This is a genomic window from Microcoleus sp. Aus8_D2 (assembly GCF_036702665.1).
GTDB lineage: Bacteria > Cyanobacteriota > Cyanobacteriia > Cyanobacteriales > Microcoleaceae > Microcoleus.
The window spans coordinates 43,456-67,685 of sequence record NZ_JAUBUN010000007.1 but is presented as its reverse complement, the minus strand read 5'-3'; the positions used below and the strand labels follow the sequence as shown (position 1 = coordinate 67,685).

At 45.8% G+C, this 24,230-nt stretch carries 20 protein-coding genes and 1 tRNA gene; 12 read left to right on the top strand and 9 right to left on the bottom strand.

From position 1 onward, the window contains the following. Positions 1-353: 353 nt before the first annotated feature. Positions 354-1,169, bottom strand: coding sequence for a DUF928 domain-containing protein (locus tag QUB64_RS07665; protein WP_333269144.1), 816 nt, complete (start codon positions 1,167-1,169; stop codon positions 354-356). 393 nt (positions 1,170-1,562) lie between these two features. Between QUB64_RS07665 and QUB64_RS07660 the strand changes: the two genes are divergently transcribed. After that, positions 1,563-3,059, top strand: coding sequence for a glycosyl hydrolase family 57 (locus QUB64_RS07660; protein ID WP_333269143.1), 1,497 nt, complete (start codon positions 1,563-1,565; stop codon positions 3,057-3,059). A 498-nt stretch (positions 3,060-3,557) separates the two neighbouring features. On the opposite strand, the gene QUB64_RS07655 is transcribed toward QUB64_RS07660, so the two are convergent. Together QUB64_RS07655 and QUB64_RS07650 are read right to left on the bottom strand one after the other, a co-directional pair. Further along, on the bottom strand, positions 3,558-3,857 hold the full coding sequence (locus tag QUB64_RS07655; RefSeq protein WP_333269142.1) for a hypothetical protein: 300 nt from the start codon (positions 3,855-3,857) through the stop codon (positions 3,558-3,560). Between the two features lie 50 nt (positions 3,858-3,907). Continuing rightward, positions 3,908-4,519 (bottom strand): DNA-3-methyladenine glycosylase, encoded by a 612-nt coding sequence (locus QUB64_RS07650; RefSeq protein WP_333269141.1) that lies wholly within the window; start codon positions 4,517-4,519, stop codon positions 3,908-3,910. Positions 4,520-4,539: 20 nt separating this feature from the next. Here QUB64_RS07650 and QUB64_RS07645 point away from each other — a divergent pair, with 20 nt between their 5' ends. Continuing rightward, positions 4,540-4,662 carry a hypothetical protein gene (locus QUB64_RS07645; RefSeq protein ID WP_333269140.1) on the top strand — a complete coding sequence of 41 codons (123 nt, stop codon included), beginning with the start codon at positions 4,540-4,542 and terminating at the stop codon, positions 4,660-4,662. Positions 4,663-4,959: 297 nt separating this feature from the next. Here the strand turns inward: QUB64_RS07645 and QUB64_RS07640 are convergent, their stop codons facing one another. After that, positions 4,960-5,478, bottom strand: coding sequence for a pentapeptide repeat-containing protein (locus tag QUB64_RS07640; RefSeq protein WP_333269139.1), 519 nt, complete (start codon positions 5,476-5,478; stop codon positions 4,960-4,962). A gap of 500 nt (positions 5,479-5,978) precedes the next feature. Between QUB64_RS07640 and QUB64_RS07635 the strand changes: the two genes are divergently transcribed. The 5 genes from QUB64_RS07635 to QUB64_RS07615 all read left to right on the top strand — a co-directional run bounded on the left by QUB64_RS07635 (position 5,979) and on the right by QUB64_RS07615 (position 9,970). Beyond that, positions 5,979-6,476 carry a hypothetical protein gene (locus QUB64_RS07635; RefSeq protein ID WP_333269138.1) on the top strand — a complete coding sequence of 166 codons (498 nt, stop codon included), beginning with the start codon at positions 5,979-5,981 and terminating at the stop codon, positions 6,474-6,476. Between the two features lie 100 nt (positions 6,477-6,576). Further along, positions 6,577-6,954, top strand: coding sequence for a translation initiation factor (locus tag QUB64_RS07630; RefSeq protein WP_333269137.1), 378 nt, complete (start codon positions 6,577-6,579; stop codon positions 6,952-6,954). A gap of 264 nt (positions 6,955-7,218) precedes the next feature. Then, a complete protein-coding gene (locus tag QUB64_RS07625) occupies positions 7,219-8,652 on the top strand; it encodes a hypothetical protein (RefSeq protein WP_333269136.1) in 1,434 nt (477 codons plus the stop codon). Between the two features lie 497 nt (positions 8,653-9,149). After that, the gene (locus QUB64_RS07620; RefSeq protein WP_333269135.1) at positions 9,150-9,605 is read left to right on the top strand and encodes a hypothetical protein; all 456 of its coding nucleotides are present in this window, start codon (positions 9,150-9,152) and stop codon (positions 9,603-9,605) included. Next, entirely contained in the window at positions 9,602-9,970 is a 369-nt protein-coding gene (locus QUB64_RS07615) for a hypothetical protein (protein WP_333269134.1), read from the top strand. The genes QUB64_RS07620 and QUB64_RS07615 overlap by 4 nt, the downstream gene beginning before the upstream one ends. A 383-nt stretch (positions 9,971-10,353) precedes the next feature. Here QUB64_RS07615 and QUB64_RS07610 read toward each other — a convergent pair. The 5 genes from QUB64_RS07610 to QUB64_RS07590 all read right to left on the bottom strand — a co-directional run bounded on the left by QUB64_RS07610 (position 10,354) and on the right by QUB64_RS07590 (position 19,733). After that, positions 10,354-10,438, bottom strand: a tRNA-Ser gene (locus QUB64_RS07610). 34 nt (positions 10,439-10,472) lie between these two features. Next, complete coding sequence (locus QUB64_RS07605; RefSeq protein WP_333269133.1) at positions 10,473-11,390, bottom strand: TIGR04168 family protein; 918 nt, start codon at positions 11,388-11,390, stop codon at positions 10,473-10,475. Between the two features lie 267 nt (positions 11,391-11,657). Then, positions 11,658-14,825 (bottom strand): RNaseH domain-containing protein, encoded by a 3,168-nt coding sequence (locus tag QUB64_RS07600; protein ID WP_333269132.1) that lies wholly within the window; start codon positions 14,823-14,825, stop codon positions 11,658-11,660. 2 nt (positions 14,826-14,827) lie between these two features. Next, positions 14,828-18,238 carry a hypothetical protein gene (locus QUB64_RS07595; protein WP_333269131.1) on the bottom strand — a complete coding sequence of 1,137 codons (3,411 nt, stop codon included), beginning with the start codon at positions 18,236-18,238 and terminating at the stop codon, positions 14,828-14,830. After that, positions 18,228-19,733, bottom strand: a complete 1,506-nt coding sequence (locus QUB64_RS07590) for a restriction endonuclease-related protein (protein ID WP_333269130.1) — start codon at positions 19,731-19,733, stop codon at positions 18,228-18,230. The genes QUB64_RS07595 and QUB64_RS07590 overlap by 11 nt, the downstream gene beginning before the upstream one ends. Positions 19,734-20,069: 336 nt before the next feature. On the opposite strand from QUB64_RS07590, the gene nadA reads away from it, so the two are divergent. The 5 genes from nadA to QUB64_RS07565 all read left to right on the top strand — a co-directional run bounded on the left by nadA (position 20,070) and on the right by QUB64_RS07565 (position 24,115). Next, positions 20,070-21,038 carry a quinolinate synthase NadA gene (nadA, locus tag QUB64_RS07585; protein ID WP_333269129.1) on the top strand — a complete coding sequence of 323 codons (969 nt, stop codon included), beginning with the start codon at positions 20,070-20,072 and terminating at the stop codon, positions 21,036-21,038. A gap of 422 nt (positions 21,039-21,460) precedes the next feature. Continuing rightward, the gene (locus QUB64_RS07580) at positions 21,461-22,078 is read left to right on the top strand and encodes a TIGR04282 family arsenosugar biosynthesis glycosyltransferase (RefSeq protein ID WP_333269128.1); all 618 of its coding nucleotides are present in this window, start codon (positions 21,461-21,463) and stop codon (positions 22,076-22,078) included. A 522-nt stretch (positions 22,079-22,600) separates the two neighbouring features. Then, complete coding sequence (locus QUB64_RS07575) at positions 22,601-23,317, top strand: TIGR04283 family arsenosugar biosynthesis glycosyltransferase (protein WP_333269127.1); 717 nt, start codon at positions 22,601-22,603, stop codon at positions 23,315-23,317. 114 nt (positions 23,318-23,431) lie between these two features. Then, positions 23,432-23,938: a photosystem I reaction center protein subunit XI gene (locus QUB64_RS07570; RefSeq protein ID WP_333269126.1), complete on the top strand. Its 507-nt coding sequence runs from the start codon at positions 23,432-23,434 to the stop codon at positions 23,936-23,938. Between the two features lie 60 nt (positions 23,939-23,998). Further along, a complete protein-coding gene (locus QUB64_RS07565) occupies positions 23,999-24,115 on the top strand; it encodes a photosystem I reaction center subunit VIII (RefSeq protein ID WP_293148481.1) in 117 nt (38 codons plus the stop codon). Positions 24,116-24,230: the final 115 nt, after the last annotated feature.

The following is a 24,230-nucleotide window of genomic DNA, read 5'->3' as shown; positions in this document are numbered from 1 at the left end:
CGGTTTACTTAATTTTTCAGGACGTATACAAGCACAATTTGTAGGGTTTCCTCTCAACAACCATTTATTATATCTCTTGCAAAAGTCCTTTTAATCAAATTTTGGAACGGGCTATAATGCCCGTTCCACAGAAGAAAAAATTATTTTTGTGGAATGGGCATTATAGCCCGTTCCTATCTATTTTTGGAAGAAATCTATTGTGAAAACCAACAATATAGTAAACCCGCCCCCGCTTAAATTTTCAGGACGTATACAAGCACAATTTGTAGGGGCGGGTTCACCAACCATTTATGGTAAAAACCAACAATATAGTAAACCCGCCCCCACCCACCAACAATCCAAATGTACCGCAATCAAACAAACGGTTCCAAAACAATCCCGTCCAAAAGCACAAACGGATGCTGCAATAAAGCATTCCAATCCGCCTCCAAAGTTGGCAGAGAGGATATATTCTCAAATCCAGTTAGCTCCGCTAGCGCTTCATACCGCAAATCATTTTCCGCATAAATCAGCAACCGCTCCTCTAAAGTCCCCCCCTGTAATTGACTCAATAGTTTGTCCCGCAGTGCAACTAATTCAGTAATAGTTTCGTACCACAAACCGCATTTAGCCAACAGTAACACCCGCTGCCTCGGCGATGCAGTTTCTAGCTGAACTAAAATTTGTGGTGCCATTTTCACTCGCTCAACACACCCGTTGCGGGATATATTCCCGCAGAAAAAGTACCAGCGATACTTTTTGCCAATTTCCAGAGGAGGTGCATTGGGCGGCCAGCAAAAACTCGCAAGTCCCGCTGTTTTTTCAACCTGAAAAAATGTTCGGAAAACTACTTCTTGATTTTCTTCGTCCCGCAGCACAAACTCAAAAGGAATGTCATCAGGAAATGGAGCCGGCAAGTACAGCCAAAAAGTCGGATGTGCGATCGCCGTCAATCCTAAATTTAAAGCCGGAATCACCACTAAAAAGTCGTGCAGCTCATCGCGACTCCCTGCATCTCCGCGATCGCCCGGTGCACCCCGCGCAGGCGGCTCGTATGCGAGTACCTGCGGCTGCAAATGCGGTTCCCCCGATGAATCCGCGAGCATAGCGGCCAATCCAGGTTGAACCATTGTCACAGCAACCAGCAAATTAATCGCCGCCTGCTGTAGGAGCAGTTTTGTTCCATTCATATATCTGCGAAGTAGAGGTACAAAGTCCCAGTGCGATCCAACTGCACCCTGAAAATAATCAGGGCAGACTTTTATCTGCGTCGATCTGTGTTTATCTGCCTTAATCTGCGGTTTCTCTAATCAATCATTGTGGGTCAAAGTCGAAATTGCTGCAACTAAATAGCAAATCCCGCAAAAGCTAACTTATTTTATGAATTTTGTCAACTCAAGATTTTGAGGCAAATCGCCAGTTGTCTCGTCTAGTTCCGAATATCGCTCGGATAACTAATTCAAAGATTATTCCTAACTTTTCGATACTTATTTAAATCTGTTATTTTTTCTGCTACCCTAAAAGCATATAGCTATCTTACCAAATAGCAGACTGTGCTCCTCCACAATTCTTGAGAAAAACTTATGTCTGCGATCGCACCATCCCTCAACCCACCCGTTTTAGAAGAAATCAGATCCGGATTGCCCAACATTTGCGGTTCTGAAGCGGAAATCAGCGCCGCAGCCAACAGCAACGAACCAGTCTTTTTACCTAAGATAAATCTGCGCCTCGAAAACATTCAAGCCGGATTTGCCTGCGCCCTGCATATGCACCAACCGACAATTCCAGCGGGCGCAAACGGCGAACTAATCTGCAATTTGCAGCATATGTTTGAAAATCCCAACCAAGGAGACAACCACAATGCCGGAGTCTTTGCTTGGTGCTATTCCCGCATGGGCGAATTCATTCCCCAACTAATTGCCGAAGGTTGCAACCCGCGAATCATGCTCGATTATTCGGGCAATTTATTGTGGGGATTGCGCCAAATGGGACGCGATGATATCTTCAACAATCTCAAGCGCATTACCTGCGAACCTCAATATCAACCCCACGTAGAATGGCTGGGGACAATGTGGAGTCACGCCGTCATTCCCTCAACTCCCATTCCCGACATTAAACTTCAAATTCAAGCATGGCAACATCATTTTGCCGCAATTTTTGGCTTGGATGCCCTCAAGCGCGTTAAAGGTTTTTCGCCTCCAGAAATGCACTTTCCCAATCACCCAGATACACTTTACGAATACATCAAAGCTTTGAAAGAATGTGGCTACCGCTGGCTGATGGTGCAGGAACATTCTGTGGAAAATCTGGATGGTTCGGGATTGTCGCAAGACCAAAAATACATTCCCAACCGTTTGCAAGCGCGCAATTCTCGCGGCGAAACCATCAGCATCACTGCTTTGATTAAAACCCAAGGTTCTGATACAAAGTTGGTTGGACAAATGCAGCCCTATTACGAAGCGAAAGTCCGCAACAAACAGCAAATTGGCAATGTCACAGTTCCTTCTTTGGTGACTCAAATTGCTGATGGCGAAAATGGCGGCGTGATGATGAATGAATTTCCCAGCGCTTTTGTCAAAGCTTGGCACGAAAACCGCGAGAATGGCGGCGGAAAATCCGGCGCAGTCGGTTTAAATGGAACTGAATATTTGGAGATGATTGAGGCGGCGGGTGTCAATCCTGATGATTATCCTGTTTGTCAGGGAATCAACCAGCACAAGATTTGGCAGCAAGTCGATCCGGATAGTGCAACGCCCGAAAAGGTGGAAAGTGCGATCGCCCAACTCAAGCAAACAGACCACAATTTTCACATGGATGGTGCTTCTTGGACTAACGATTTAAGTTGGGTGAAGGGCTACGAAAATGTCCTGGAACCCATGAATCAACTCAGCGCAGCATTTCACAAAAAATACGATCCGCTGGTGCAGCAAGATGCTGCTGTTACCAAGCAGTTTGCATACCAGCAAGCTTTGCTTTACAACTTGCTGGTACAAACAAGCTGTTTCCGCTATTGGGGACAGGGAACTTGGACTGATTACGCCCGCGAACTTTACAACCGCGGCGCTGCTTTAATGAAATAGCAGGATTAATCGTAGGGTGCGTCAGAAACCAACTATTTGAGCAGTGTCAAATATTAGCTCTGACGCACCCTACACCCAGCCTACTTTATGGTACAATACGTTTGGGCTAGTGGTTGTCATTGCGAGGAACGAAGCAATCGCAGGGTCTATTTTTCACATTTTTTTGCCTCTGGATGACCTTAACGCAACCGTATTGCTTTATCGTAGGGTGCGTCAGAAACTAACTGTTTGAGCAGTGACAAATATTTAGCTCTGACGCACCTTACACCTTTATTAATGAAGAAAGGACTTTAGTCCTCACTACGAACCTATCCAGAAAGGACTGAAGTCCTCACTACGAACCTATCCAGAAAGGACTAAAGTCCTCACTACGAACCTATCGAGAAAGGACTAAAGTCCTCACTACGAACCTATTGAGAAAGGACTAAAGTCCTCACTACGAACCTATTGAGAAAGGACTAAAGTCCTCACTACGAACCTGGATTTACAAATTAGTGCCTACATTTCCTGCATCAATCGCAAATAATTTTGTCTCATCTGCGTCATATTTTCCATCATTCTATTAGCCATATCTTTCTCAACTTCGCTCATTTGCTGCCAAAATACAGCAGAACGTCTGGCCATAATTGCATCTTCCCACAACATCTCTAAAAGTTGCGCTGCCATCGGATTTTCAGCATCTATAATCGCGCACAATTGCTCGAAAGCTCGGTTAGCTTCGGCGTGACTCCCAACATCCTGAGCGAGTGTCAGGCATTTTTTGAGTTGTACGATCGGGTTTTCAGAAGAGTAAGCCATAATTTCACTAAGTTTAAGCTACCAAATTTACACTGACACCTTTGACATTACTAGAGTTGCGACACGGCCGCACAGTTCCCCAAATACCACCGCCAAGGCAAATCTATCCCTTTAGTAATCCCGATCCGCGTAGTTTGTACAAAATTTATTGTACCTTCCCCGACAGCTTGCTGAAAGTCTTCGCTCCGGTGTTCCAAGCGCAGCGCTTGGCCTGCATCCAAAGGTAAACCGCTGAAAGTTCGATCGATCTCCAGCACCTTACACAGCTTCCCAGGCCCCGCAGCGAGGCGCAACTGCTTTTTTGGGGGAATTGCAGCAAACTTGACGGGAGGCGCCTCTAGCTGCAAAGCTCGCACCAGCACAGCGCTACCAACTCCCTCCGCATCCGTCACCACGTTAAAACAGTGATACATCCCGTAAATCAAGTAAACGTAGCCGGTACCTGCTGGCCCGAACATCGCCTGGTTGCGAGGAGTGCGCTGTCGGTAAGCGTGACAAGCGGGATCTCCCGGGCCGTAAGCTTCGGTTTCCACAATCATTCCCCGAATCGTCTCGCCATCAGGAAACTGGCGCACCAGAGTACACCCCAACAAATCAGGCGCTACGCTGGTAGATGGCCGCGCCAGCCAAAAAGATTCTACAATCTGAGTATTTGCACTCATTTAACAGGAGACAGTCAATTATGGACGTTAAGTTAGTTTTAGCAGTCTTGACAGGAGTTTTCACCGTTTGCTGTTTGTTCTTCGGCACAAAAAACGGCTTCTACGACACCGACAAGTATCACGGTAACGGTTCGGCTCACTAATTTTAGCTGGCAATTACTTGCCTAAAAAAACCGCCACCTGTTATTCAGGCGGCGGTTTTTTGTTTGAACTAAACAAAGGTTAACAATTAAATCTTGGTTCGTAGTAAGGACTTTAGTCCTTCTTCAACCAGCTCTAGTTAACAATTAAATTTAGGTTCGTAGTGAGGACTTTAGTCCTTCTTCAACCCTCTCTAGTTAACAATTAAAAATCTTGGTTCGTAGTGAGGACTTTAGTCCTTCTTCAACCCTATACAGAGGACTAAAGTCCTCACTACAAACAGACCGCTATATCCGGAACTAAGGGTGAATGCTGCCATCGGGCATTTTAGTCTCCTGCAATTTAGCATTCTCAAAGTCAGCGCAGCCGGGGAGATTTAAACGTATGGTAGCTCCTGTATCGGTCGATTTCATATTGAAACCAACAACTGCATTTTCTGGGTTATTCTTTTCCGGAACGGCACTTACCTTAAAATCCATATTTGCTGCTTGACCGTTGCTATCAAGATTGAAGCTTATGCCGCTACAGCCCAAATCAGAACCCGTCAGGTTGGCTTTATTCAAGTTAGCATTTTTGAAGTTGGCAGTTGCCAATTTTGCTCCTGATAAGTTGGCACCTTCGAGGTTGGCCCCCTGCAAGTTAAATCCTTGTAAGTCCATGCCCTTCAAATTGACATTGCTGAGATTGCATTCGGGACACTGTTTGGTTTCCAGCAATTGCTTGACTTGGTTTTGCTTGTTGAAATCAGGTATGTATTTGGTTGCAGCCAATAAAAGGGCGATCGACAATCCAGCAGTAATTATATTTGGGATTTTCATAAAAATTATCAAAAGCTTCGGCGGCTTTCTGTCTCGGTTAATTATTAATACAGCAGCGCGATCGGCTTCTCCTGAATTTCCACAAAAAAATTGCCTGTATCTCAGACAAGCCGGGAGGCGCAGCTAAACACCGCCTCGTTTCCCTGACCAGTAATGCTTTGAGTTTCTGAATCACCCCATCCGCCTGCTTCACCTCGCTTCCTTGCCGTCCACCCACAAACAAACCAAACTTTTACCTCAGACCGCGCCTTTGCATATACCTGCGGGCTGAAATAAAAGAAACTTTATTTATATCTCTGGCATGAGCAAAGTTGAGAAAAATTTGAGGATGATTAAATACAAAGGCAATACCATACCTGCGCTGTTGTAAGTTCTCAGCAAGTAATTTATCAAAATTGCTTTGATAAATTCATTTACTTACAAAACCGTTGGCAGCAGCCCAGGTTCCCCAACCTAGCCAGAACACACCCTACCTGTAGTCCAGACAATTCGGAGCGGTAATGAACACAATCAAACTCCCACCCAAAAGATCGCGCTTCATGGCTCTGCTGCTGACAACGCTGCTGACATTTCCGTTTGTGAGTGCTTGCGGTTCTAGCAAAGAGAGTTCGGCTCCCCCGCCTCCTGTTGACGACACTCGCGCTGGAGCAGTCCAAACTAATCGCGCTACTCCTACCCCGGAAGCAAAGAAAGGCTTGAGCAATACTCAAAAAGTAGCGATTTTAGCAGGAGCTGCTGCCCTTTATTACCTCTACCGCCAGCACCAAAACAAGCAAGAACAGGGGCCGCAGGGAAAATATTACCTTTCTAAAAATGGTCGCGTCTACTACCGCGATGCCCAGAATCGCGCTCATTGGGTAACACCCCCGCCTGAAGGAATTAAAGTTCCCGAGGCCGAGGCCGAGCGGTACCGCGAATTCCAAGGGTACAACAACCAAACTACCGGCCGAGACCTCAAAGGCTTGCCGGAAGCTACAAGTCCTGTTCCGGCACAGTAATCAAATAATTTTAGATTGCCAGTTGGAGATTTTCCCTTAAATCTGGTAGCCCCAATCTAAAACAACAGTTTTTCAACAAATAAAATAGAGGAACTTTATCATGGTAGACGGATTTTTGCGGAAGTTAAAAGATGCGATCGTCGGGCCCGATAGCGAGCAAGTCGATCCTGATGCCAATTATGAAGATACCTCAAGTCCCGGACAGTTCGGCAATGTGCGCCCGGCCAGCGAAGACCCCTACGGCGACCCCGCAGGCTACGGAGACTTTGCTAACGCCCGCCCCGCCAGCGAAGACCCCTACGGCGACCCGGCCGACTCCTACGCGGATGCCGGACAGTTCGGCAACCTGACCCCTGCCAGCGAAGACCCCTACGGCGACCCCGCCGACTCCTACGTGGCGGATGCTGGAATGTTCGGCAACCTGACCCCCGCCAGCGAAGACCCCTACGGCGACCCCGCAGATGAGGAAACCGCTTGAGTTGAGTCAGTTGGTTAGAAAAATTACCTGGTAAGCAAAAGCACCCCTGCGGGGGTGTTTTTTTGCCAGTTCTTTTCCGAGTTCTCAAAAACGGAGAGGGTGGGATTTGAAGCACTTAGTTCTCAATCGACGCTTTTACGTCGTTATAGCCATTTTTGTCGCTCACCATGAAAGTCTTGTTTTACGTCAGATCGATAACTGAGCGACTTGCTGTAAGTTGAATACAGCAAGTAAACTCAGCACTTTTGGGATATTGAGCGAAAGATGAGCGAAAAAAATAATCCAGTCACGGCAAGCACCACGGCTGACTATCTGATTGGCTATGAACGGATTCTGGACTACTTCAAGCAAGCACAAAAAGAATGCCCCAAAGGGGTAGGGCTTAAGAGGGACAGCAAGGCTAAAGGATCTTACATCACCCTTCAGTTCAGATTAGGTGACAAGCGGGTCAACAAAACCTGTGGGTGCTACCTGACAATGCAAGGGATTACTGATTCCCTAAGAAAGGCTCACTTAGTTGCTACCGCTCTTGAAGCGCTTAAAACTGAGTCTCAGTTCTTAGCCTGGTATGATGACGTGATTCTCGAAAAAAACATCATCAAAAATGATTTAATGACTTTTGGTCAAGCAATTGCCAAAGTAGAAGAAGAGTATTGGAAGGGGTACACCAAACGCCGCCAACAGCGCGACAAGGGTAATGCTAGCCATCAATACAGTTGGCGGTGTGTCTACGGACACTATTTCAAGCTGTTGCCACAAAATACAGTCCTGAACCTAGCAGACATTCTGCTAGTAGTTCACAGCAAACAAGCGGGAACTAAGTGTTTTAAAAACTGCTTGTGCGCCATGCGTAAACTTGTTGAGACTATTGGTAATACAGATTTGCTTAGTCGCCTTAAAGAAATTAACAGCACGCAGACACTGTTCAGAGAAGACCTTCAGTCTGTATCGGTGGATGAGTTTTTGAAATTCCACAAAGAAGTTTTGGCTATCTCCGATGATAAGCGATACAACTTAGAGTCACGCAAGCGATGGTTGTGGGTATTCTCAATGCAGATGGTATATGGCTTTCGGGTACATGAAGTATTTGCCGTTCAGAACATCAACGAACCGTTTAAAACAAAAGATGGCATTACTATCCCGGCGTTGACTGAACCAAGTAACACCAAAATGGTTGCCGTAGTAGGGGAAAGAACAAAATTAGAAACTACGACTAAGACTGGCTACCGATTGTGTGTGCCAATGCTCCCCCCTACTCATCCTGATTTAATCGACTACTTGGGAATTAAATCAGGGCAATTGCCTGATGTTCGGCTGACATCGAACAATGCAAAGACAATTTCTGGTGCATACAATGACCGTGCGTGGGCTACCCTGAAAAGATGGAACAAAGGTTTTACTCAGTCTCATGCTTTGCGCCACTTAGCTAATCTCAACGGTCAAATGGCGGGGATGTCTCAGGAGACAAGGGCTAAAAATTTAGGTCACTCAACGCAGATGAATGAAGGGACTTATAAAAAACGAGCCAATACCGAGACAACGATTGACCTGTTAACTCAATCCACAAAGGAAGCTATCCCTTTGGGTAGTGCTATTGAGGTGCTTAAACAACTGGGGAGTGACGCGAAAAACATCAAATTACTAGCAGCTATTTACGGGATTACGCCCGATCGAGTGATGGAACTGCTCGCCGAATAATTATTTGCAAAACTTTACATTGCCTCAGTTGACAGATGGCTGTAAAACTGCGATCGTATGTAACTAAGGAAGATTGATGCGCGGTACTGCGGTTTTGCAGACCTCTGCGTCCAAACTTGAAACCATTGTGATACAAAGCGTTTTCTGACTCTAGTATCGGGACGGTATTAAATCTGCATTATTTTGAGGGGTTGTCCCAGCGCTTAACAATACCCAGACACTGTGAGAATGTTTTTGCGATCGCATTATTGGGGACGTAGATTATGAGGCAACATAAAACTTTACAGATACCTATTGACAAGTGGCTGCGAACCTGCGATCGTATGTAACTAAGGAAGATTGATGCGCGGTACTGCGGTTTTAGCGAACCACACTAACCACGACTTCCCCAAGCGTTTATCAGCAACGGTTTGGAGCTTAATAATTATGACACTTACAAACGATTGTCCCTGCGGGCGATCGCAACTCTTTACGTTTGAGTTGGCGAGGGGCTTGGCATGACTAAACCCACTGCCAGCTACCGTCGCATTGACAAATTGCGGGCGATCGCCCTTGACCGTGGATTCACAAACGAAGACGCAAAACAGTTCGGAAAACTTTCTAAAACTGCTACATGGGAAGCGCTGCTAGAGCTGTACCTCGTTGACGGTGAATCCCTAGACACAGTGCTAGACACAGTGCTAGACCCTGTAGACACCACACCTGAAACCCTTAATCAGTCAGGTGTAGACACTGTAGACACGCTGGACTGGACTAGCGACTGTCCATTTCCTGTGTGCAACTTTACCCGTCAAAATTCCACCTTTTTGGAGTGGGTTGATTTCTCCCAACTCATCGCACTCGCACTCGCATCGGCGTCCGTCTTTGTGCTGGCGATGTCCCTGTGGCGACAAATCAATCCGCTTAATCTATTTCCCCCAGCCCGCATCACCATTCAACTAGGACAAAAATGATGAGCTTACAACTGCGACTGTTTGGCGGCACAAAAACTGCTGCAAACTTGGCTGCTACCAATGAAGGCCCACACGCCATAGACAAATCCAAAATGGAGGCAGAATCGTTAAGTCAGTGCTGTCAGCGCATCCTCAAAGTGATGTCTACAGGGGGAGTGGTAGACACGTCTACAGAGCTGTCTACACCGAACATTCCTAGTGTCGCGTCTACAAAATTGTCTACAAAATTGTCTACACGAAGTGAAGATAGCGTCGTGTCTACAGGTATTGTAGACATTGTAGACAAGGCTGTAAGTTCAAGTCTTGACCCCGTGATCGAAAGAATGGCCGCCATTGAGGAACGGCTGGGAAAATTGAGTTCCTGAGCGAGGGCAACGATGAATCGCTCAGGCAGGAATTGAAAGCGGCCAACAGGCAACTTGCGGAATGGGACGCAGAACTAAATCAGTTGCATGAGCGCAACGGCGATTTGGTACTGAAGGTGCAGATGCTGGAGCAATAACTCAAGGAAGCGCGGCGCGATCAGGAGGAAAGTAAAAACTCCGCTCCGACCGTCGCGGAATTTCCAGAAGCGGCCGGCTTGCTTAACCAGTTGAAGGCACGGCGTAAAAAGTCCGGGGCAAACTTGGCAGATATGGAGGTGGTTTTGGAGATACTTGGAACAGACGGGAGCGAAATTTGAGCGGAAAACAGGAATGCCAGCAATACAATTAACCTGAAAGTGTTAACGGAAAACAGCTAGAAACAACGGAGAGGGTGGGATTTGAACCCACGGAACCTTTCGGTTCACTCGATTTCAAGTCGAGCGCATTCGACCACTCTGCCACCTCTCCGGGCGGACAAATCTTATCATACCAGCAATTGCCACTAACTACAAGCCGTTGCAGATTCTGTGTGCCGGTAAAGAATTTGTTCTCTTTCCACCCCGAAATCTTCCCCTACCCACACTAGAGACACTTCCGTCACAGTGCCTTTTTCCAGCAGGACGATCGAGAAATTCCGCAGTTTCAAGCACTCTCTTTCCACAATTCGCGGTACGCTGGCCGCATTCAAATACACCGTACCGCCCGCACTCACCTCTAGCGACTTGCGCAACTCCTGTTTCGTGTGTCGCAGTTTGTGGTGCATATGACCAAAAGTTACCAAAGGTACCTGTTTTCCAGAACTCTGAGTTCGATCGATCGCCTCCGCAAAATCCGGGTCGCCCCAATCGCCTCCCAGTGGCTTCCAATCACGCCCGCAGGGAGCTTCAGGAGCCTCTCCCAGCCCCGTCGGGCCCGTGTGACCCAAAAAAATCACATTTTCGCAGTCCGCATCCGCCGCAGCTTCTGCAATGCGCCTCGCCGACTCCTCAAAACTCTCTACCCCAAACCACTCCGAATAAAAATCGTTGTACTTCCACTCCGATCCTCCCCAAGTAAACGGGCGGCTTCCCACCACGGTTACACCCAATTCTGGAAAATCCCGTTTCCCGTAACCGACGTGGGCTTCTCCCATTAAATCTAACTGTTGTTTCACTCGATTCTCAACAGCCCGATCGTAAGGACACTGAGTGCGGCCCCACTCCGTCGCTGTATACCAAGCATCGTGATTTCCAAACACCGCAGCTTTCGGAATGTCCAACTGGGCGATCGCCCGCACTACCTCCACCGACTCATTCCCAAAATCCCCGACAAACAGCACCAAGTCAACGCCCAGATGCTTCAGAGCCTCGCCGTCTTCAGCTTCCCACTGATCGTGAACGTCCCCCACCACCGCAATTTTGATAGATTTAGCTTTATTCATTTGATTTGTTATGTGCGATCGATCCCTAGCCCCTTCTTATCAGCATAAGAAACAGCGACCAATTTTTGCACTCTCCCCCAGGCAATTTTAGATTTGAGATTTTAGATATTAGATTTGCTCAACTTTCTTCATCTTTTACTCCTGGGTGCAAAAAGCCTCTCCCCATTGACATTGCAAGCGATTGGCCTGAAGTTAAGCTCGTGGATCACCGACTGCAACCCCCTCCCCTAGCACTCAAGCGAGTCGCGACAGCACCCCTAGACTGAATTATTCCTCCAAATCTGCTTCCGGCAAGCTTTCCTCAGCTTCCATGGCAAATTCGCTGATGTAATCTCGCACAACTCGCTCAAAAAACAGAGGAGCCGGTAAGCTCGACCAATCGCTGTAGTGACCGAAACTATACCGTAGGGATTCTACAAGTGCAGCAAGGCGATCTGGATCGTCCTTTGGTTGTCGTAACGTGACGACTATTTCAAGAGGATTGGGAGTTGGCCACTGACCCACAAACGGTGGTTTGCTGGCGATTTGATTAACTTTTAATCCAGCTTTATTTAAAACTTCGCCCTTAGAACCATCAGGTTTCTTGGCAGCTACGTTAATCTTTCTTTGCCGATAGCAACTTTGACCGCGTAATTTTTGATGGAGAGTTTTACGTCCTACCGACAGGTAAGCAACACAATCCGTTTGATTAGTTTCGTTCAGTCGAAATAATTTCATTGTACTAGACGCTGAAGGAATTTCCAGGGTTGAAGTCAGTTCTTCTTTTGTCCGCGTATCTTCCCAAAAAGTTTCTGCTAACTCTCGCACTTTTTTCTCAATAATGCCAGGGGCGAGGTCTTGGCGAATCCGAATCAGCCGTGCACCTTGCCACGCATCTTGCATCCGCTCGGATTGCTGACCGAGGTTAATTTGATTTGCATTCATCCTGGCATCCGCAAGCCAAGGCCAAAGTTGTACGCAATTGGAAGAATCAATCATTACTAATGGTTGATTTCCCTCCTCTACAGAAGTGCCAATAATCTGTTTGATAAATTCCATGAAACGAGTCTGACGCACTTTTTTTGTATCAGCCAGTTTCACGGGAGAAATTTGCGAAATAAAGGCGATCGCATCCGAAAACTTACTCCAAGAACTGATTTGTAAAATATTCCCTCGTTCATAAGCACAGCATAGTTCGCACTCGCCTGTCTCCACCTTCAGGCGCATCGCAACTGGCAAAAATGTTTGCTCAATAGAACCGCGAGTGCGACCTTTCTGTTTGCGGACGATGGTAATCCCGATAATTTCTTTTGGTCTGGCTTCTACAGGACTATCTTTGAGCCATTTGTCAACCTTTTCTTTGACATCATCAATGCGCCCAGAATGAGCCGAAAGTAAGTCTTTGAGAGCAGCCTGCACTCGATGGCAAAAATTATCTAGTTTGAGCAGTTGTTGTTCTTTAGTTTTTTCAATCGGTAGCAGAAACTGCACGCAAGAACCAGCGATATTAGCCAGTGCTTGACGAGATGAGGGTTTATTTACGCGATCGTCATGTTTTTCTGAGTACCATTCCCGTGCCATTACCAGGCAAAAAGTTCGCTGCTTCCGTAAAGGCAGTTGTTTGACGATTGTTTCCCAGGCTTCAATTCTTTTGAGCGATCGCTCCTTAGCCTTCAAATTTGCACCGGGTAATAACTCTTTCGGCCCATGAGTCTCTTTTGGTAAACGATTAACTATCAATTCGATCGCACCACCCCAGAGAACTCCAATCATTGCTTGCAGCAGTTTCAATTCGGTTTGTAAATGTTCTTCGTAAAAGATAACAAGCAACAGTTTTTCATTAGGATATAGCCGAAGCATAGCTTCCTGGTTGGCCTGAATCATTGCTTTGAGTTCTTTTACCTGACACGGTAATTCCGAGCTACATTTAAAAGCTTTTATACCACCCCAAATCTTCTCGAATCCGATAGAGAGGTGTTGATTTAGCAAACTGTTTAACTCGTCATCCTTAAAGCTTTCGAGGTATTTCGGAGTCAAATCAGAAACTTCACGTTTTGTAAGCATTTCTAAAGCAGCACCTAACAATGTAGGCAGATTAATCATGCGTGAAGCTGTATCGTCTTGATTGTAACCTTCACCTCTTTTAAATGGAACTACAGAGTAATTATCAAAAGGTTTGAAGCCAATAGGCTTAATAATTTCGGCAATTTTTTCAAAAGCTTCTAACTTATCAATTTCTGGTACACCTGCATCAATTCCGTGTTGGCCTTCTTGCAGCCCATTGCGGTAAGTTAGCATAACTTGGCACCTATCAGTTGAAGCCTTACCCAATGCAATTTTAGAACCATCAATATTTTGACCGTCAACCGTTTTGATCGGGAGTTTTAGCTTGCGACGCAAGGCTTCAAAATCTTTATCAATTACCCAAAGCCAATTTTTATTTTTCTCCTGTTGATTTTTGTCCTGTTTTTCGGACTGACAAAACACTTTGTAGCTAAAAGCCCGATCGCCATAATCATCAGAAAAGACAAAGCCGCTAATATTTCCCAATTTATAACCTGCGGGCTTTAACTGACTGAACCAACGGCGTTTGGAAACATCAATCTTCAGTAAAGGCTGGTGTAAAGCAGGATAAGTTACCACTTCTAAGCGTACCACCAAACTGAATTTTCCTGTACAATCCGGTAGAGCGATCGGATTGGTAATCAATTCTGCCATACCAGTCGTGAAACTACCCCCACTGGAAATAACCCGCTTCATTGTCCCTAGCCCCTGAAAAATCTCTTTTCCAGCGATCGCACGAGCTACATAATCTACTAACACTTGAAAATCATAGGTTTTTCCCAGAGTTGTTCCTGTATCTTTGTCCCACTTCCAAGGTAAAACTTGAGACTCTAACGTATTAATTGTTAACAACTCTCCTCGATCGTACAAATCTTCCAAGCGCTCGGTAACTTCTGAAGGGACATCTTCTTGTTCAGCAAAAGGTCTAATAAAACCTGCGAGCCACTCATTGATAATTGGACGCAAAGCTTTACTAATATCTTCTTTATTATCCCCATTTATATAAAAAAATGGATGCGGCTCAGTTACATTTTTTGGGTTCAAATCAAACTCACTCAAGCCCAAATTATAATGAATCCGCGCTACATCATTTAGTCCTACTTCTAACAAACCTCGCAGCGAGGCATAAGGTAGATTTTTGCTGGTAGAATCACCCTTGCACGTAGCTTTTTGGATGGCTGAAAGCTCCCGCAAAGCTGGCTTAGTCCAAGCTAGCGTCAAGCCTTTGACTGTTACTGGAGCGATATTATCTGGCACTGTAAAGGCTAAGGGTATCTCTTGAAGACTTTTGGGTTTTCCCAGGGGAATGTAAAAGGTTTCAGAAACCACAGTTGCTTCATTTTTTTCATCGTCATCATCAGATTCAATTTCGTCAAAAATTTCGTCGTTCATGGTTACATCTCCAAAAAAGGTGAATCATCAAAATCGTCTGCTTCGTCTGTCAAATCTTCAGAGTACCGTAAACTTTCTGGGTAAATTACGCCCTCAATACGTTGCAAAGGATCGAGAAATGCCCCGTAAAGTTCTTGATATATTTCTCGAATCACTGGATCGGGATGCTTGACACATTCTTCTAAAATAATTCGCATCTGAACAAGCATACTGTGTCGTCCAGATTCCGGTTTATCTTCGGTGGATTTAATCGCCCAAGCTGCATCGACAAAGTAAACTTGTACCGGACATCCATTTCGCATCCCGCGCCCAATTGTTTGTAAAATTCCCACCATCTGATTTGCTGTAAATGATTTGAATAAATCCTCACCCAAACGGCTCGCCATCACAGGTTCGCGTAAAAGACGATAGGCGGTTTTCCAGAGTTGTTTTTTGGACTGTTTCCAAGCATTAGAAATTGCTGCCAAATCGTCGGTTTTGGTAAAAACTTGACTGTCAAATTCTTGGGTAGCTTTTCCTGCTAGGCTATACAAAAGCTGCATATCATCCATTGTGGGGTGGGGGCGAGTGAGAAAATAAATTGTGCCAATGGCTGCATCAAGTTTCCTATCTCCTTTGGTGAAAACAATATTCACGCCTCGACCAATTGCTGACATCGGAAAAATTATAAGATCGCAGGTTTCATCATCTCCTAAAGCTTCGCACTGAGCAGTTGTCACGAAATCCGTTGGTTGCTCTCCGTTTTTGACGAACTTAACAACTGCTTTGGTTCGTTTGCCAATTTCTGGATGATAATCGTTGATAAATTTCTTAATTGTACGAGCTTGTTCGTAGCTGTTGACAATTAACGCAGCTTTGCGGTAATTACCATCTCGAAGGTCAAAATTACGAATAGATTTGTAAATTTCAGATTTTTTGGTTCCTCCCCTTACTAGAGTATCTACCATTTTTTCTAAATTGCGATCGCGCAGTTCGCCGGCACCGCTATATCGGAGAGGTTCATCGCCTCGTTCGCGATCGGGCAGCCATTTAAAGCGGTAAATGCTACTTTTGGGATTATGTTCTGTTTCGCGCGGTTTGAGCAGATAATCCGGCACAGAGTTAATGTGATAAGCAGGACTTGCTTCGAGAAATGAGGTAGCTGAAGTCATTAAAACTGCTGGGCCCTCCTGTTCGCCATCTGCCTTAAATAACTGGTGGAAGCGATGCATTAAGATCCGGGGCGCGCCCACAAAAATGATATAAGATACTTCTACATTTCGGGCTGATGTTAGAGTAGTCTTTGCCGATTTAAAACTGTATTTAACCCCGGAAAAAGACCCCAAAATATTCTCAGGAATTAGTCGCCGCAGTTCCGGCGTCGCAGTTGATTCTACTATTGGTTCCCGAATCAGTCCTTCTGCTACCATTGTTCTGGTTCCCGGTACGATCCGCTGATAGCCTAAAATTACAAAAGTGACGCAAACCAGTAAGGTAATTGTATCCTGGGCATCGGCTGATGCAGTGCCATCCTTAAAACACAAAGCCAAAAACAATTTGGCAATTTCTTTGATAATGTTGTCTCGCCGTTCGATCAGATTCTCTGCTAAATAGCGGCGAAAATGACGGATCGTAATTTCCCACTCCTGTTTAAGAGTATCGGGGTTTATTTCCAGTTTTTGGGCACACAGATCCAAGTTGAGCCGATCCTGCTGTTCAATCCCTGTGCGATCGTAAAAAGCATGGTAAGCTGCTGTTTCCCAAAATTCAGTTAAGGCTCGACTTTTGCTAAATCCCTGTTTTAGTTCTTCTTCGTCAAGGCGATCGCGTCTCGAAGTTTTCTCAAAGCCATCTAACAAATCACTCACAATTCTCACGACAGTTAATAGCTGGTCTTTATAGCGTTTACTGACTCGCGATGATGGCATATTTTGAACAGCCGAAATTAAGCTTATATTATGATTGCCAAACTCCGCTAAATCCCGACTATAAAGTTCTATATTCCGGTCAAACAAGCGATAGTTCTCGCCGCGAGCAAAACGATTATGAATTTGTTCTTGAATGACTAAATGGATAGAATCTTCCGCACCTGAAAGTCTCAAAGTAGCTGCCCCATAAGTATCGAGATTCGATTGCACCATGTCAGCTTCATCGAAAACGACGACATCGAATGTACGCGCAATTAATTCAAAATAACGAATGCGATCGCGAATGGCATGGGGTGGAACTTCTGTATCCATTGACAGGACGTGACCGACCCAAATATCAGCATCTATCAAATCGCGAGGTGCTTTGTTGCGGCCGCACATTGTCCAAAGCGGACAAAGATAATTTTTCATTTGCCCTTTTTTGCCCCCGCTTTGTAAAATTTTCTGGCAGGGTGCATCACCAAATCCCCACATCGAAGTATCAGCATTTGAAAATGCAGGTAATACGCAATTTAATCCAAAATTTTCTGCTTGTTCCAGTGTATAAGCAAAGCCACCATTTCCTCCTGATGCTGCAATTGCTTCGGCAATATTGTCAGCGTGTCGCCGACGAGTTCCATCGCTTTGACCGACTAGCATTCCCACCTTGATTTCGTGAAACGCCAGAGTTGCCATGTATTGTCTTGCAACTTCAATGGAGGGAAATAAAAACATTGCTTTATAACTGCGTCTACCCAGCCATATAGCTATCAAGACGAGCAAGGTTGTTTTGCCCGCTCCCGGCAACCCAATTAAATGCTTAATATTTTCTAGTTCAATGACTTTTTCTTCCTGCAAACCCTTGCCAGTTTTTGGTACCATTAGTGCAAAATGTTGAAACCTTTTTACCCAATTTCCCTGTCTTTTTTCGGGATAATTAGCTTCGCGATTGTCCATCTCAACAGCTAATTCGTAGAGTTCCGAAAGGGGAATGCGAATTTTTGCTTTCGGGGAGCGTTCGAGGGCATGGGTGCGACGCTGGGTGAGGGGAACTGCGATCGGCCCAATTGGTATTCTTGTGGCTGTTGTTTCTTCACCTAAAGCCACGACCATTGGCTGTCGAGGATCGGCAAAGGTGGCGCTGTACAATTGGTGTGCTAAAGGCTGGCTGAGAATTTGACGCGATAAGGCAATTAAAGGGTCTTCTAGGGGATCTGTGCGTTCAAAGTGAAGTGTTTCTAAGTTAATTTTATAGGTTCCTTGGGTTTTGTTGCGGTAGTGGCGATCGTTATAAATAGCAACTGCGTGTCTAACTGACTGCTGTGTCACATAAGCTGCTGAAATTTGGCGCATATTGAAAATGGCTTGACTAGCTTTTTCTAATGCTGGTGCATTGAGGATGCTAGCCATTCCTGACATCACTAAAGGAGCGTTTTCAAGGGAGTTAATTTGAATAAATTCTTCCATTAAGACGCAAAGCCAACATATTCGATCTGCTGCCTTCCAAAAATCTGGTTTAATTCTCATATTTAAATTCCCTTAGCAACTTAGTTATTTCGGAAACCGACAAAATTTCTAGGGTGGCTGGAGCGCCTTTTTTATCGAGGGTTGACTGGAGAGTCGAGAGGTAATATGGGTTATCTTCGATAAGTCGATCGCTAATAGCGATAATCCGGCGGCGATAATTACTCAGCCCCCCGATGCTGCGGTTGAGGCGCAAGGCAAGGGAGACTGGACTGGTGTACGATTTGGCGTCAATGCCGATGTTGCGATTGTTAATTCCTACATCGCACAGGTCGGATTCTGGGTAAAGTTCGGCATTAAGTCCATGATTTATAGCTGTATCAAAAATGGTTACTTCGTCAATAGCTGGCCCAGTCCAATAGGTTAAGATTTGTGGCTTGGCAATCAGTAAGGAGTCTTTATTTGGGTCTAATTTCTCGGAAAATGTTGCTGTTGAGGACTCGTAACCGAGGCATTGGCGAATCGGACATCGCCCATCTGGAAAAAGTTTTTGATCGGGATAGGGCCGCATTAGCGTACCGCAATGAGCGCAGCGATGAGCCTGTCCGTTAATTAACCAGACATCCGGCACACTATCAAAAAAGGTATCAATAATCCCCTGCAAAGGGGTTAAATCTTTTTCCTCTAAATACTCGAAGAGTTGGTGTTCTCCGATCAGCGATCGCCTACCAAATAACTCTCGCAGAGCCGTGTAAGCTTTGTGCTGGTGACGACTCCCCAATCGTTCAGTTGCCTCGCACAATTTTTCGTAAAGGCGGTGTTCGATCGCATTATCTTCGCCAAAAGTACCTCTGGAGTTAGCAATTGCTGCACAATCTGAGGTTGGTACTCGTAAGTCTGGATCGATGAGAATTGCTTGACGAAACCGAAAATCTGGGTGACGAAAAATGTTTAAGTCCCACTTGTGGAGGGAATATCTGCCACGTTCCAGAACAGTATGTATGCAAGCGGCGCGATCGGGCAATCCTTCTTCAATATACATACGCCCTAATTTGCACGTGGCCCGATACAGTTCCGATGGCATACCGTCGTCTTGGCGCACGATTTCTCGATTGAGAGTTCTGGTGTATTGTCGCAGAATTCCCTGCGCTAGTAAGACAACTGTATCTTCTGCCAGATCCAGGCTGCTCGCGTGTCCTGTCGGTAATGGTAATGTTGGTGTTTGCGTGGGTGGCAACCATGTTGGATCTTGGCGATCGCCCTCAGCGATAATTTGTTGCTCCAAGACTAGATCGGGGAATGAGGGCAAAACTTGCGCGATCGCCGCCAGTGTCCAGCCTTTTTTGAGCAAAAGTGCTGTTGCAAGTCCTTCTAAAATCTGTCGAAACCCAAATTCTTGATTTTTCGGCTGTGACAGCAGTTGCTTAGCTCTCCACGATCGCACGGTTCTTAAAGCTGGTGGTTCCACAGATAGCCCAAGCTGCTCAATCCCTCGTTTTAGTTCTGTTGTCAGAAACTCCGCAGTTCCCCGCCACTGGCGATCGTCCTCAAAGTACATATATGTATAAAACCTACCTATTTACATCACTTGTCATTTACATTAAATGATGTAAATTTAAATGTCAAGAGAGGTTGCTCAAAATACTCGTGGCTCCAGGTTTGTCATATACCTTTAAATGCCTTGCTGGGAAAAGCTTTCAGTCTAATTACCGTCTGGTGACAACTTAGCTAATTCCAGTCTGGGGGCGAAAAATATCGCTGTCACAGTCAGTCAGTATGTTAATCGATGGCAAATTTTCTACCTCTGGGCCACCCGCTTACCGCCATTTTTGGTGAAAGCAACTATAATTCAAAATATTAAGTCCAGCCGCACCTTCCCCGGAATATTGTAACTGTGTTTACCACCGCACCTGCTCAAAACTTCACCCAAACCAGACTGCCCGACGACTTGTTCGCAGCAATTAACGCCCTCAAACAAGAGTTAAACGCCGTCATTCTCGCCCACTACTACCAAGACTCCGACATTCAAGACATCGCAGACTTCATTGGCGACTCCCTCGAACTTGCCCGCAAAGCCGCCAACACCAACGCCGATGTCATAGTTTTTGCCGGAGTTCACTTCATGGCAGAAACCGCAAAAATCCTCAATCCCGACAAATTAGTATTGCTACCAGACTTAAATGCTGGGTGTTCCCTCGCCGACAGTTGCCCGCCCGAAGCTTTTGCAGCCTTCAAAGCCGATCGCCCAGAACATCTAGTTATTTCCTACATTAACTGTACCGCTGAAATTAAGGCAATGAGCGACATAATTTGCACCAGCTCCAACGCCGTCAAAATTGTCAATCAAATTCCAGAAAATCAGCCAATAATTTTTGGGCCCGATCGCAATCTCGGCCGCTACGTCATGGAACAAAGTGGCAGACACATGGAACTCTGGCAAGGAGCCTGCATCGTCCACGAAAACTTCTCAGAAAAAAAGATAGTTCAACTCAAAATCGAAAATCCCGAAGCCGAAATCATCGCTCATCCAGAATGCGAACCTCCCGTACTTCGCCACGCCAATTATATCGGCTCGACCACCGCTTTGCTCAAATATTCTGAATCCAGTTCTAGCCAAGCTTTTATTGTCGCGACTGAACCGGGAATCATTCACCAAATGCAAAAGCAAACACCGCACAAACAATTTATCCCGGCTCCTCCAAACAACAATAGTTGTGCTTGCAACGAATGCCCGCACATGAGATTAAATACATTGGAAAAATTGTATCTAGCTATGAAAAATCAAACTCCCGAAATTACCATGTCCCAAGATTTACAACGAGCAGCCTTGCAACCCATCCAGCGTATGCTACAAATGAGCTAAAAACCAAGAATTAATTGTCACTTTGGTTTGTAGTGAGGACTTTAGTCCGCATCAAGTTGGTTCGTAGTGAGGACTTTAGTCCGCATCCATGACACTTGATGCTTAATTTAAACAATGGTAAACAGGTTCGTAGTGAGGACTTCAGTCCGCATCCATGACGCTGGATTCTTCCTGCTCACTACAAACCTTGTTAACGACGAGCAGAGCGGATGGAATTGACGGGAGACGCTGTGACTTACAGACTCCATTTTCCACCGTCAGCTCTCCCATCTAGAAATTATTAGCATTAATGTGCGTCCATCTGCTGTTTCCTCTTGTATCAAAGACTGAGGCAATTCAAGTAAGACTGCGCCCCTCGATTTGGAGTTGGCAGAGCAGCTTCAAATCCTTAACTCATTCCCAAATTTAAAATCTAAAATTGTATGATTTCCGAAAAACTAATTGTTTTCACCCGCTATCCCGAACCGGGCAAAGCCAAAACTCGACTAATTCCCGTGCTGGGAAAAACAGGCGCAGCCAACCTCCACCGCTTGATGGCCGAAAAGGCGATCGCCCGCGCCCTCTCTATCCAACAATCGGGTAGATTATCAGTTGAAATTCACTGGGCAGGCGGCAGCCAGCAACTGATGCAAGAGTGGTTGGGAACAGATATTGTTTATCAAAATCAAATAGACGGCGATTTGGGTGCAAAAATGATAGCAGCCTTTCAAAACTCTTTTAATTCAGGGGTTGATAAAACCGCAATTATTGGCACTGATTGTCCCAATCTCACAACTGAAATCATCGCACAAGCTTTTGACAAACTCAGCCAGCACGATTTAGTTTTGGGCCCTGCCAAAGACGGCGGTTATTATCTGATCGGTCTGTGTAGAGCGATACCAGAATTGTTCGGCGGCATTAACTGGGGAACGAGTGAGGTATTTGCTTCTACGCGGGCGATCGCCCAAAACCTCGACCTAAATATTGCTTATCTTCCCACTCTTGCAGATATCGATCGACCGGAGGATTTGCTCGGTTTAGATATTAATTTATTAAAATAACCAAACTCTATTTGGGGAAGCAAATGTATGAGAATTTCTCATATATAGCTCATAAAAAACACTTGATTGTGAAACCACAACGTCATAATATAGTAATTGTATTTGTCTAACCAAATGCAGCGGTTAGACAGCGCTTGCGACAATAGTCGCAAGCGCGAGAAAAAGCCAATAATTAGCAAAGTAAATAATCAAACTTGGGACAGTTTTTGATTGTCAATCTTAGAATCAGGGTTTCAGGGCGATCGAGAACGAGGGCAACGCTTGCCAGACACAGGAAGTAGCGGCAGGAAATCAAGGGTTTCAGACTAGGAACTCAAAATGCAAGCGCGGGCGATCGCACTTTACGACAAGAGTGAAACCCAGTTTCTTCGTATATTTATCGTGACCAGAGAGCAAAACTCGTAGAAACCGGGTTTCTATCCGCCCCATGTGTCAGCCATCAAACTGTCGCTACCTGTTGAAATAACAGATAAGCTTTGTACAAAACCCGCCCTCTGTCTCTCCAGCGGTGATCAATTCTCTATGCCGCCCGAAAATCTCAATCTCAAAATTTCCATGATCATTCCCGTCTTAAACGAAGCACCTACAATTGCCTCAGTCATCTCCAGGGCCCAAACAGCCAAAAATGTCGAAATCATTGTCGCCGACGGCGGCAGCAGCGACGGTACCGCAGATATCGCGAAATCTTTGGGCGTGCGAGTTGTCTCCACCGCCCCTGGCCGCGCTGCCCAAATGAATGCAGGTGCCGCCTCGGCTACTGGAGATATCCTGCTGTTTCTCCACGCAGACACTCTTTTGCCTCCAGGCTACGACTCTGGCGCGCGCCTCGCACTAGCAAAACCCCAAACAGTCGCTGGGGCTTTTGAACTCAAGATTGATGCGCCCCAGCACAGTCTGAGGCTGGTAGAAATAGGGGTAAACTGGCGATCGAACTTTCTGCAAATGCCCTACGGCGACCAAGCCATTTTCCTCACCGCAGCTACCTTTGACGAAATCGGCGGTTTTCCCGACTTGCCCCTCATGGAAGACTTTGAATTTGTACGCCGATTGAAAAAACACGGCCGCATCCAAATCGTACCCCAGCCCGTGCTGACATCCGCCCGCCGCTGGCAGCAGCTTGGGGTACTCAAAACCACCGCCATCAATCAAATAGTAATTATTGCTTATTTTTTGGGAGTGTCGCCCGATCGACTCGTTTTCTGGTATAAGAGACAAAAGAAAAATTCTTCCGAAAACTAAAGAATAGTGAACTTTTCTAAAGCTAGCAGCCAATTATGCAAATAGGAAACACGTCCCTGCGTAAAATATGACTTGAACGCCTCAAATTTTACGCACAGCGAGGAAAAAGAGAATATGGCCGATCCCAGAGATGCAGAGCTGATTAAACCCTTTAACGGCGACCCCTTCACGGGTCATCTCGCAACTCCCATCAGTGCTTCTGATTTCACCAAAGCATTCATTGGGAACTTGCCCGCCTACCGCAAAGGACTCTCACCCCTAGTTCGAGGTCTAGAAATCGGGTTAGCACACGGTTATTTCCTTGTCGGTCCCCAAATCGTCTTCGGGCCGCTGCGGGATTATCCAGAAGCAGCTAATCTCGGCGGATTAATTACAGCCCTCGTCTTAGTTCTGCTCGGCACAGCAGGTATGTCTGCCTACGGTTTGGTCTCTTTCAAATCAGACAACACCAGCTACCCCAGCGCTAATCCGATGACTCCCGATTCCCTCAGAAATGCTGAAGGCTGGAGCCAGTTTACCGCTGGTTTCTTCATTGGCGGGATGAGCGGCGTCTTTGCTGCCTACTTTTTACTCGAAAACTTTAACGGCATCGATGCCATTTTCCGTGGTTTAGTCAACTAATTGACTCTTCTGCCAAATATCCCTGTTGCCACACACTAACTTTAGTTTGGAGAATTTGATATGACAGGTTCCTACGCTGCTTCTTTCTTGCCTTGGATTTTGATTCCGGTCGTTTGCTGGCTGATGCCGGTTGTGGTAATGGGTTTGTTGTTTATTCACATTGAAAGCGACGCCTGAGCTTGACCCACAAAGCAAGACCTAAGTTGGAAGGCCGAAGTAAGACGATTGACGGACAATTCCTCTGAAACCTCTAGATAAATCTCGGGAAAATCAGCGAAAATTGTTTTGAGAT

Coding starts and splice junctions, on each gene's coding strand:
- QUB64_RS07665 (WP_333269144.1), bottom strand. CDS start 1,169: ATGAATGGAACAAAACTGCTCCTACAGCAGGCGGCGATTAATTTGCTG.
- QUB64_RS07660 (WP_333269143.1), top strand. CDS start 1,563: ATGTCTGCGATCGCACCATCCCTCAACCCACCCGTTTTAGAAGAAATC.
- QUB64_RS07655 (WP_333269142.1), bottom strand. CDS start 3,857: ATGGCTTACTCTTCTGAAAACCCGATCGTACAACTCAAAAAATGCCTG.
- QUB64_RS07650 (WP_333269141.1), bottom strand. CDS start 4,519: ATGAGTGCAAATACTCAGATTGTAGAATCTTTTTGGCTGGCGCGGCCA.
- QUB64_RS07645 (WP_333269140.1), top strand. CDS start 4,540: ATGGACGTTAAGTTAGTTTTAGCAGTCTTGACAGGAGTTTTCACCGTT.
- QUB64_RS07640 (WP_333269139.1), bottom strand. CDS start 5,478: ATGAAAATCCCAAATATAATTACTGCTGGATTGTCGATCGCCCTTTTA.
- QUB64_RS07635 (WP_333269138.1), top strand. CDS start 5,979: ATGAACACAATCAAACTCCCACCCAAAAGATCGCGCTTCATGGCTCTG.
- QUB64_RS07630 (WP_333269137.1), top strand. CDS start 6,577: ATGGTAGACGGATTTTTGCGGAAGTTAAAAGATGCGATCGTCGGGCCC.
- QUB64_RS07625 (WP_333269136.1), top strand. CDS start 7,219: ATGAGCGAAAAAAATAATCCAGTCACGGCAAGCACCACGGCTGACTAT.
- QUB64_RS07620 (WP_333269135.1), top strand. CDS start 9,150: ATGACTAAACCCACTGCCAGCTACCGTCGCATTGACAAATTGCGGGCG.
- QUB64_RS07615 (WP_333269134.1), top strand. CDS start 9,602: ATGATGAGCTTACAACTGCGACTGTTTGGCGGCACAAAAACTGCTGCA.
- QUB64_RS07605 (WP_333269133.1), bottom strand. CDS start 11,390: ATGAATAAAGCTAAATCTATCAAAATTGCGGTGGTGGGGGACGTTCAC.
- QUB64_RS07600 (WP_333269132.1), bottom strand. CDS start 14,825: ATGAACGACGAAATTTTTGACGAAATTGAATCTGATGATGACGATGAA.
- QUB64_RS07595 (WP_333269131.1), bottom strand. CDS start 18,238: ATGAGAATTAAACCAGATTTTTGGAAGGCAGCAGATCGAATATGTTGG.
- QUB64_RS07590 (WP_333269130.1), bottom strand. CDS start 19,733: ATGTACTTTGAGGACGATCGCCAGTGGCGGGGAACTGCGGAGTTTCTG.
- QUB64_RS07580 (WP_333269128.1), top strand. CDS start 21,461: ATGATTTCCGAAAAACTAATTGTTTTCACCCGCTATCCCGAACCGGGC.
- QUB64_RS07575 (WP_333269127.1), top strand. CDS start 22,601: ATGCCGCCCGAAAATCTCAATCTCAAAATTTCCATGATCATTCCCGTC.
- QUB64_RS07570 (WP_333269126.1), top strand. CDS start 23,432: ATGGCCGATCCCAGAGATGCAGAGCTGATTAAACCCTTTAACGGCGAC.
- QUB64_RS07565 (WP_293148481.1), top strand. CDS start 23,999: ATGACAGGTTCCTACGCTGCTTCTTTCTTGCCTTGGATTTTGATTCCG.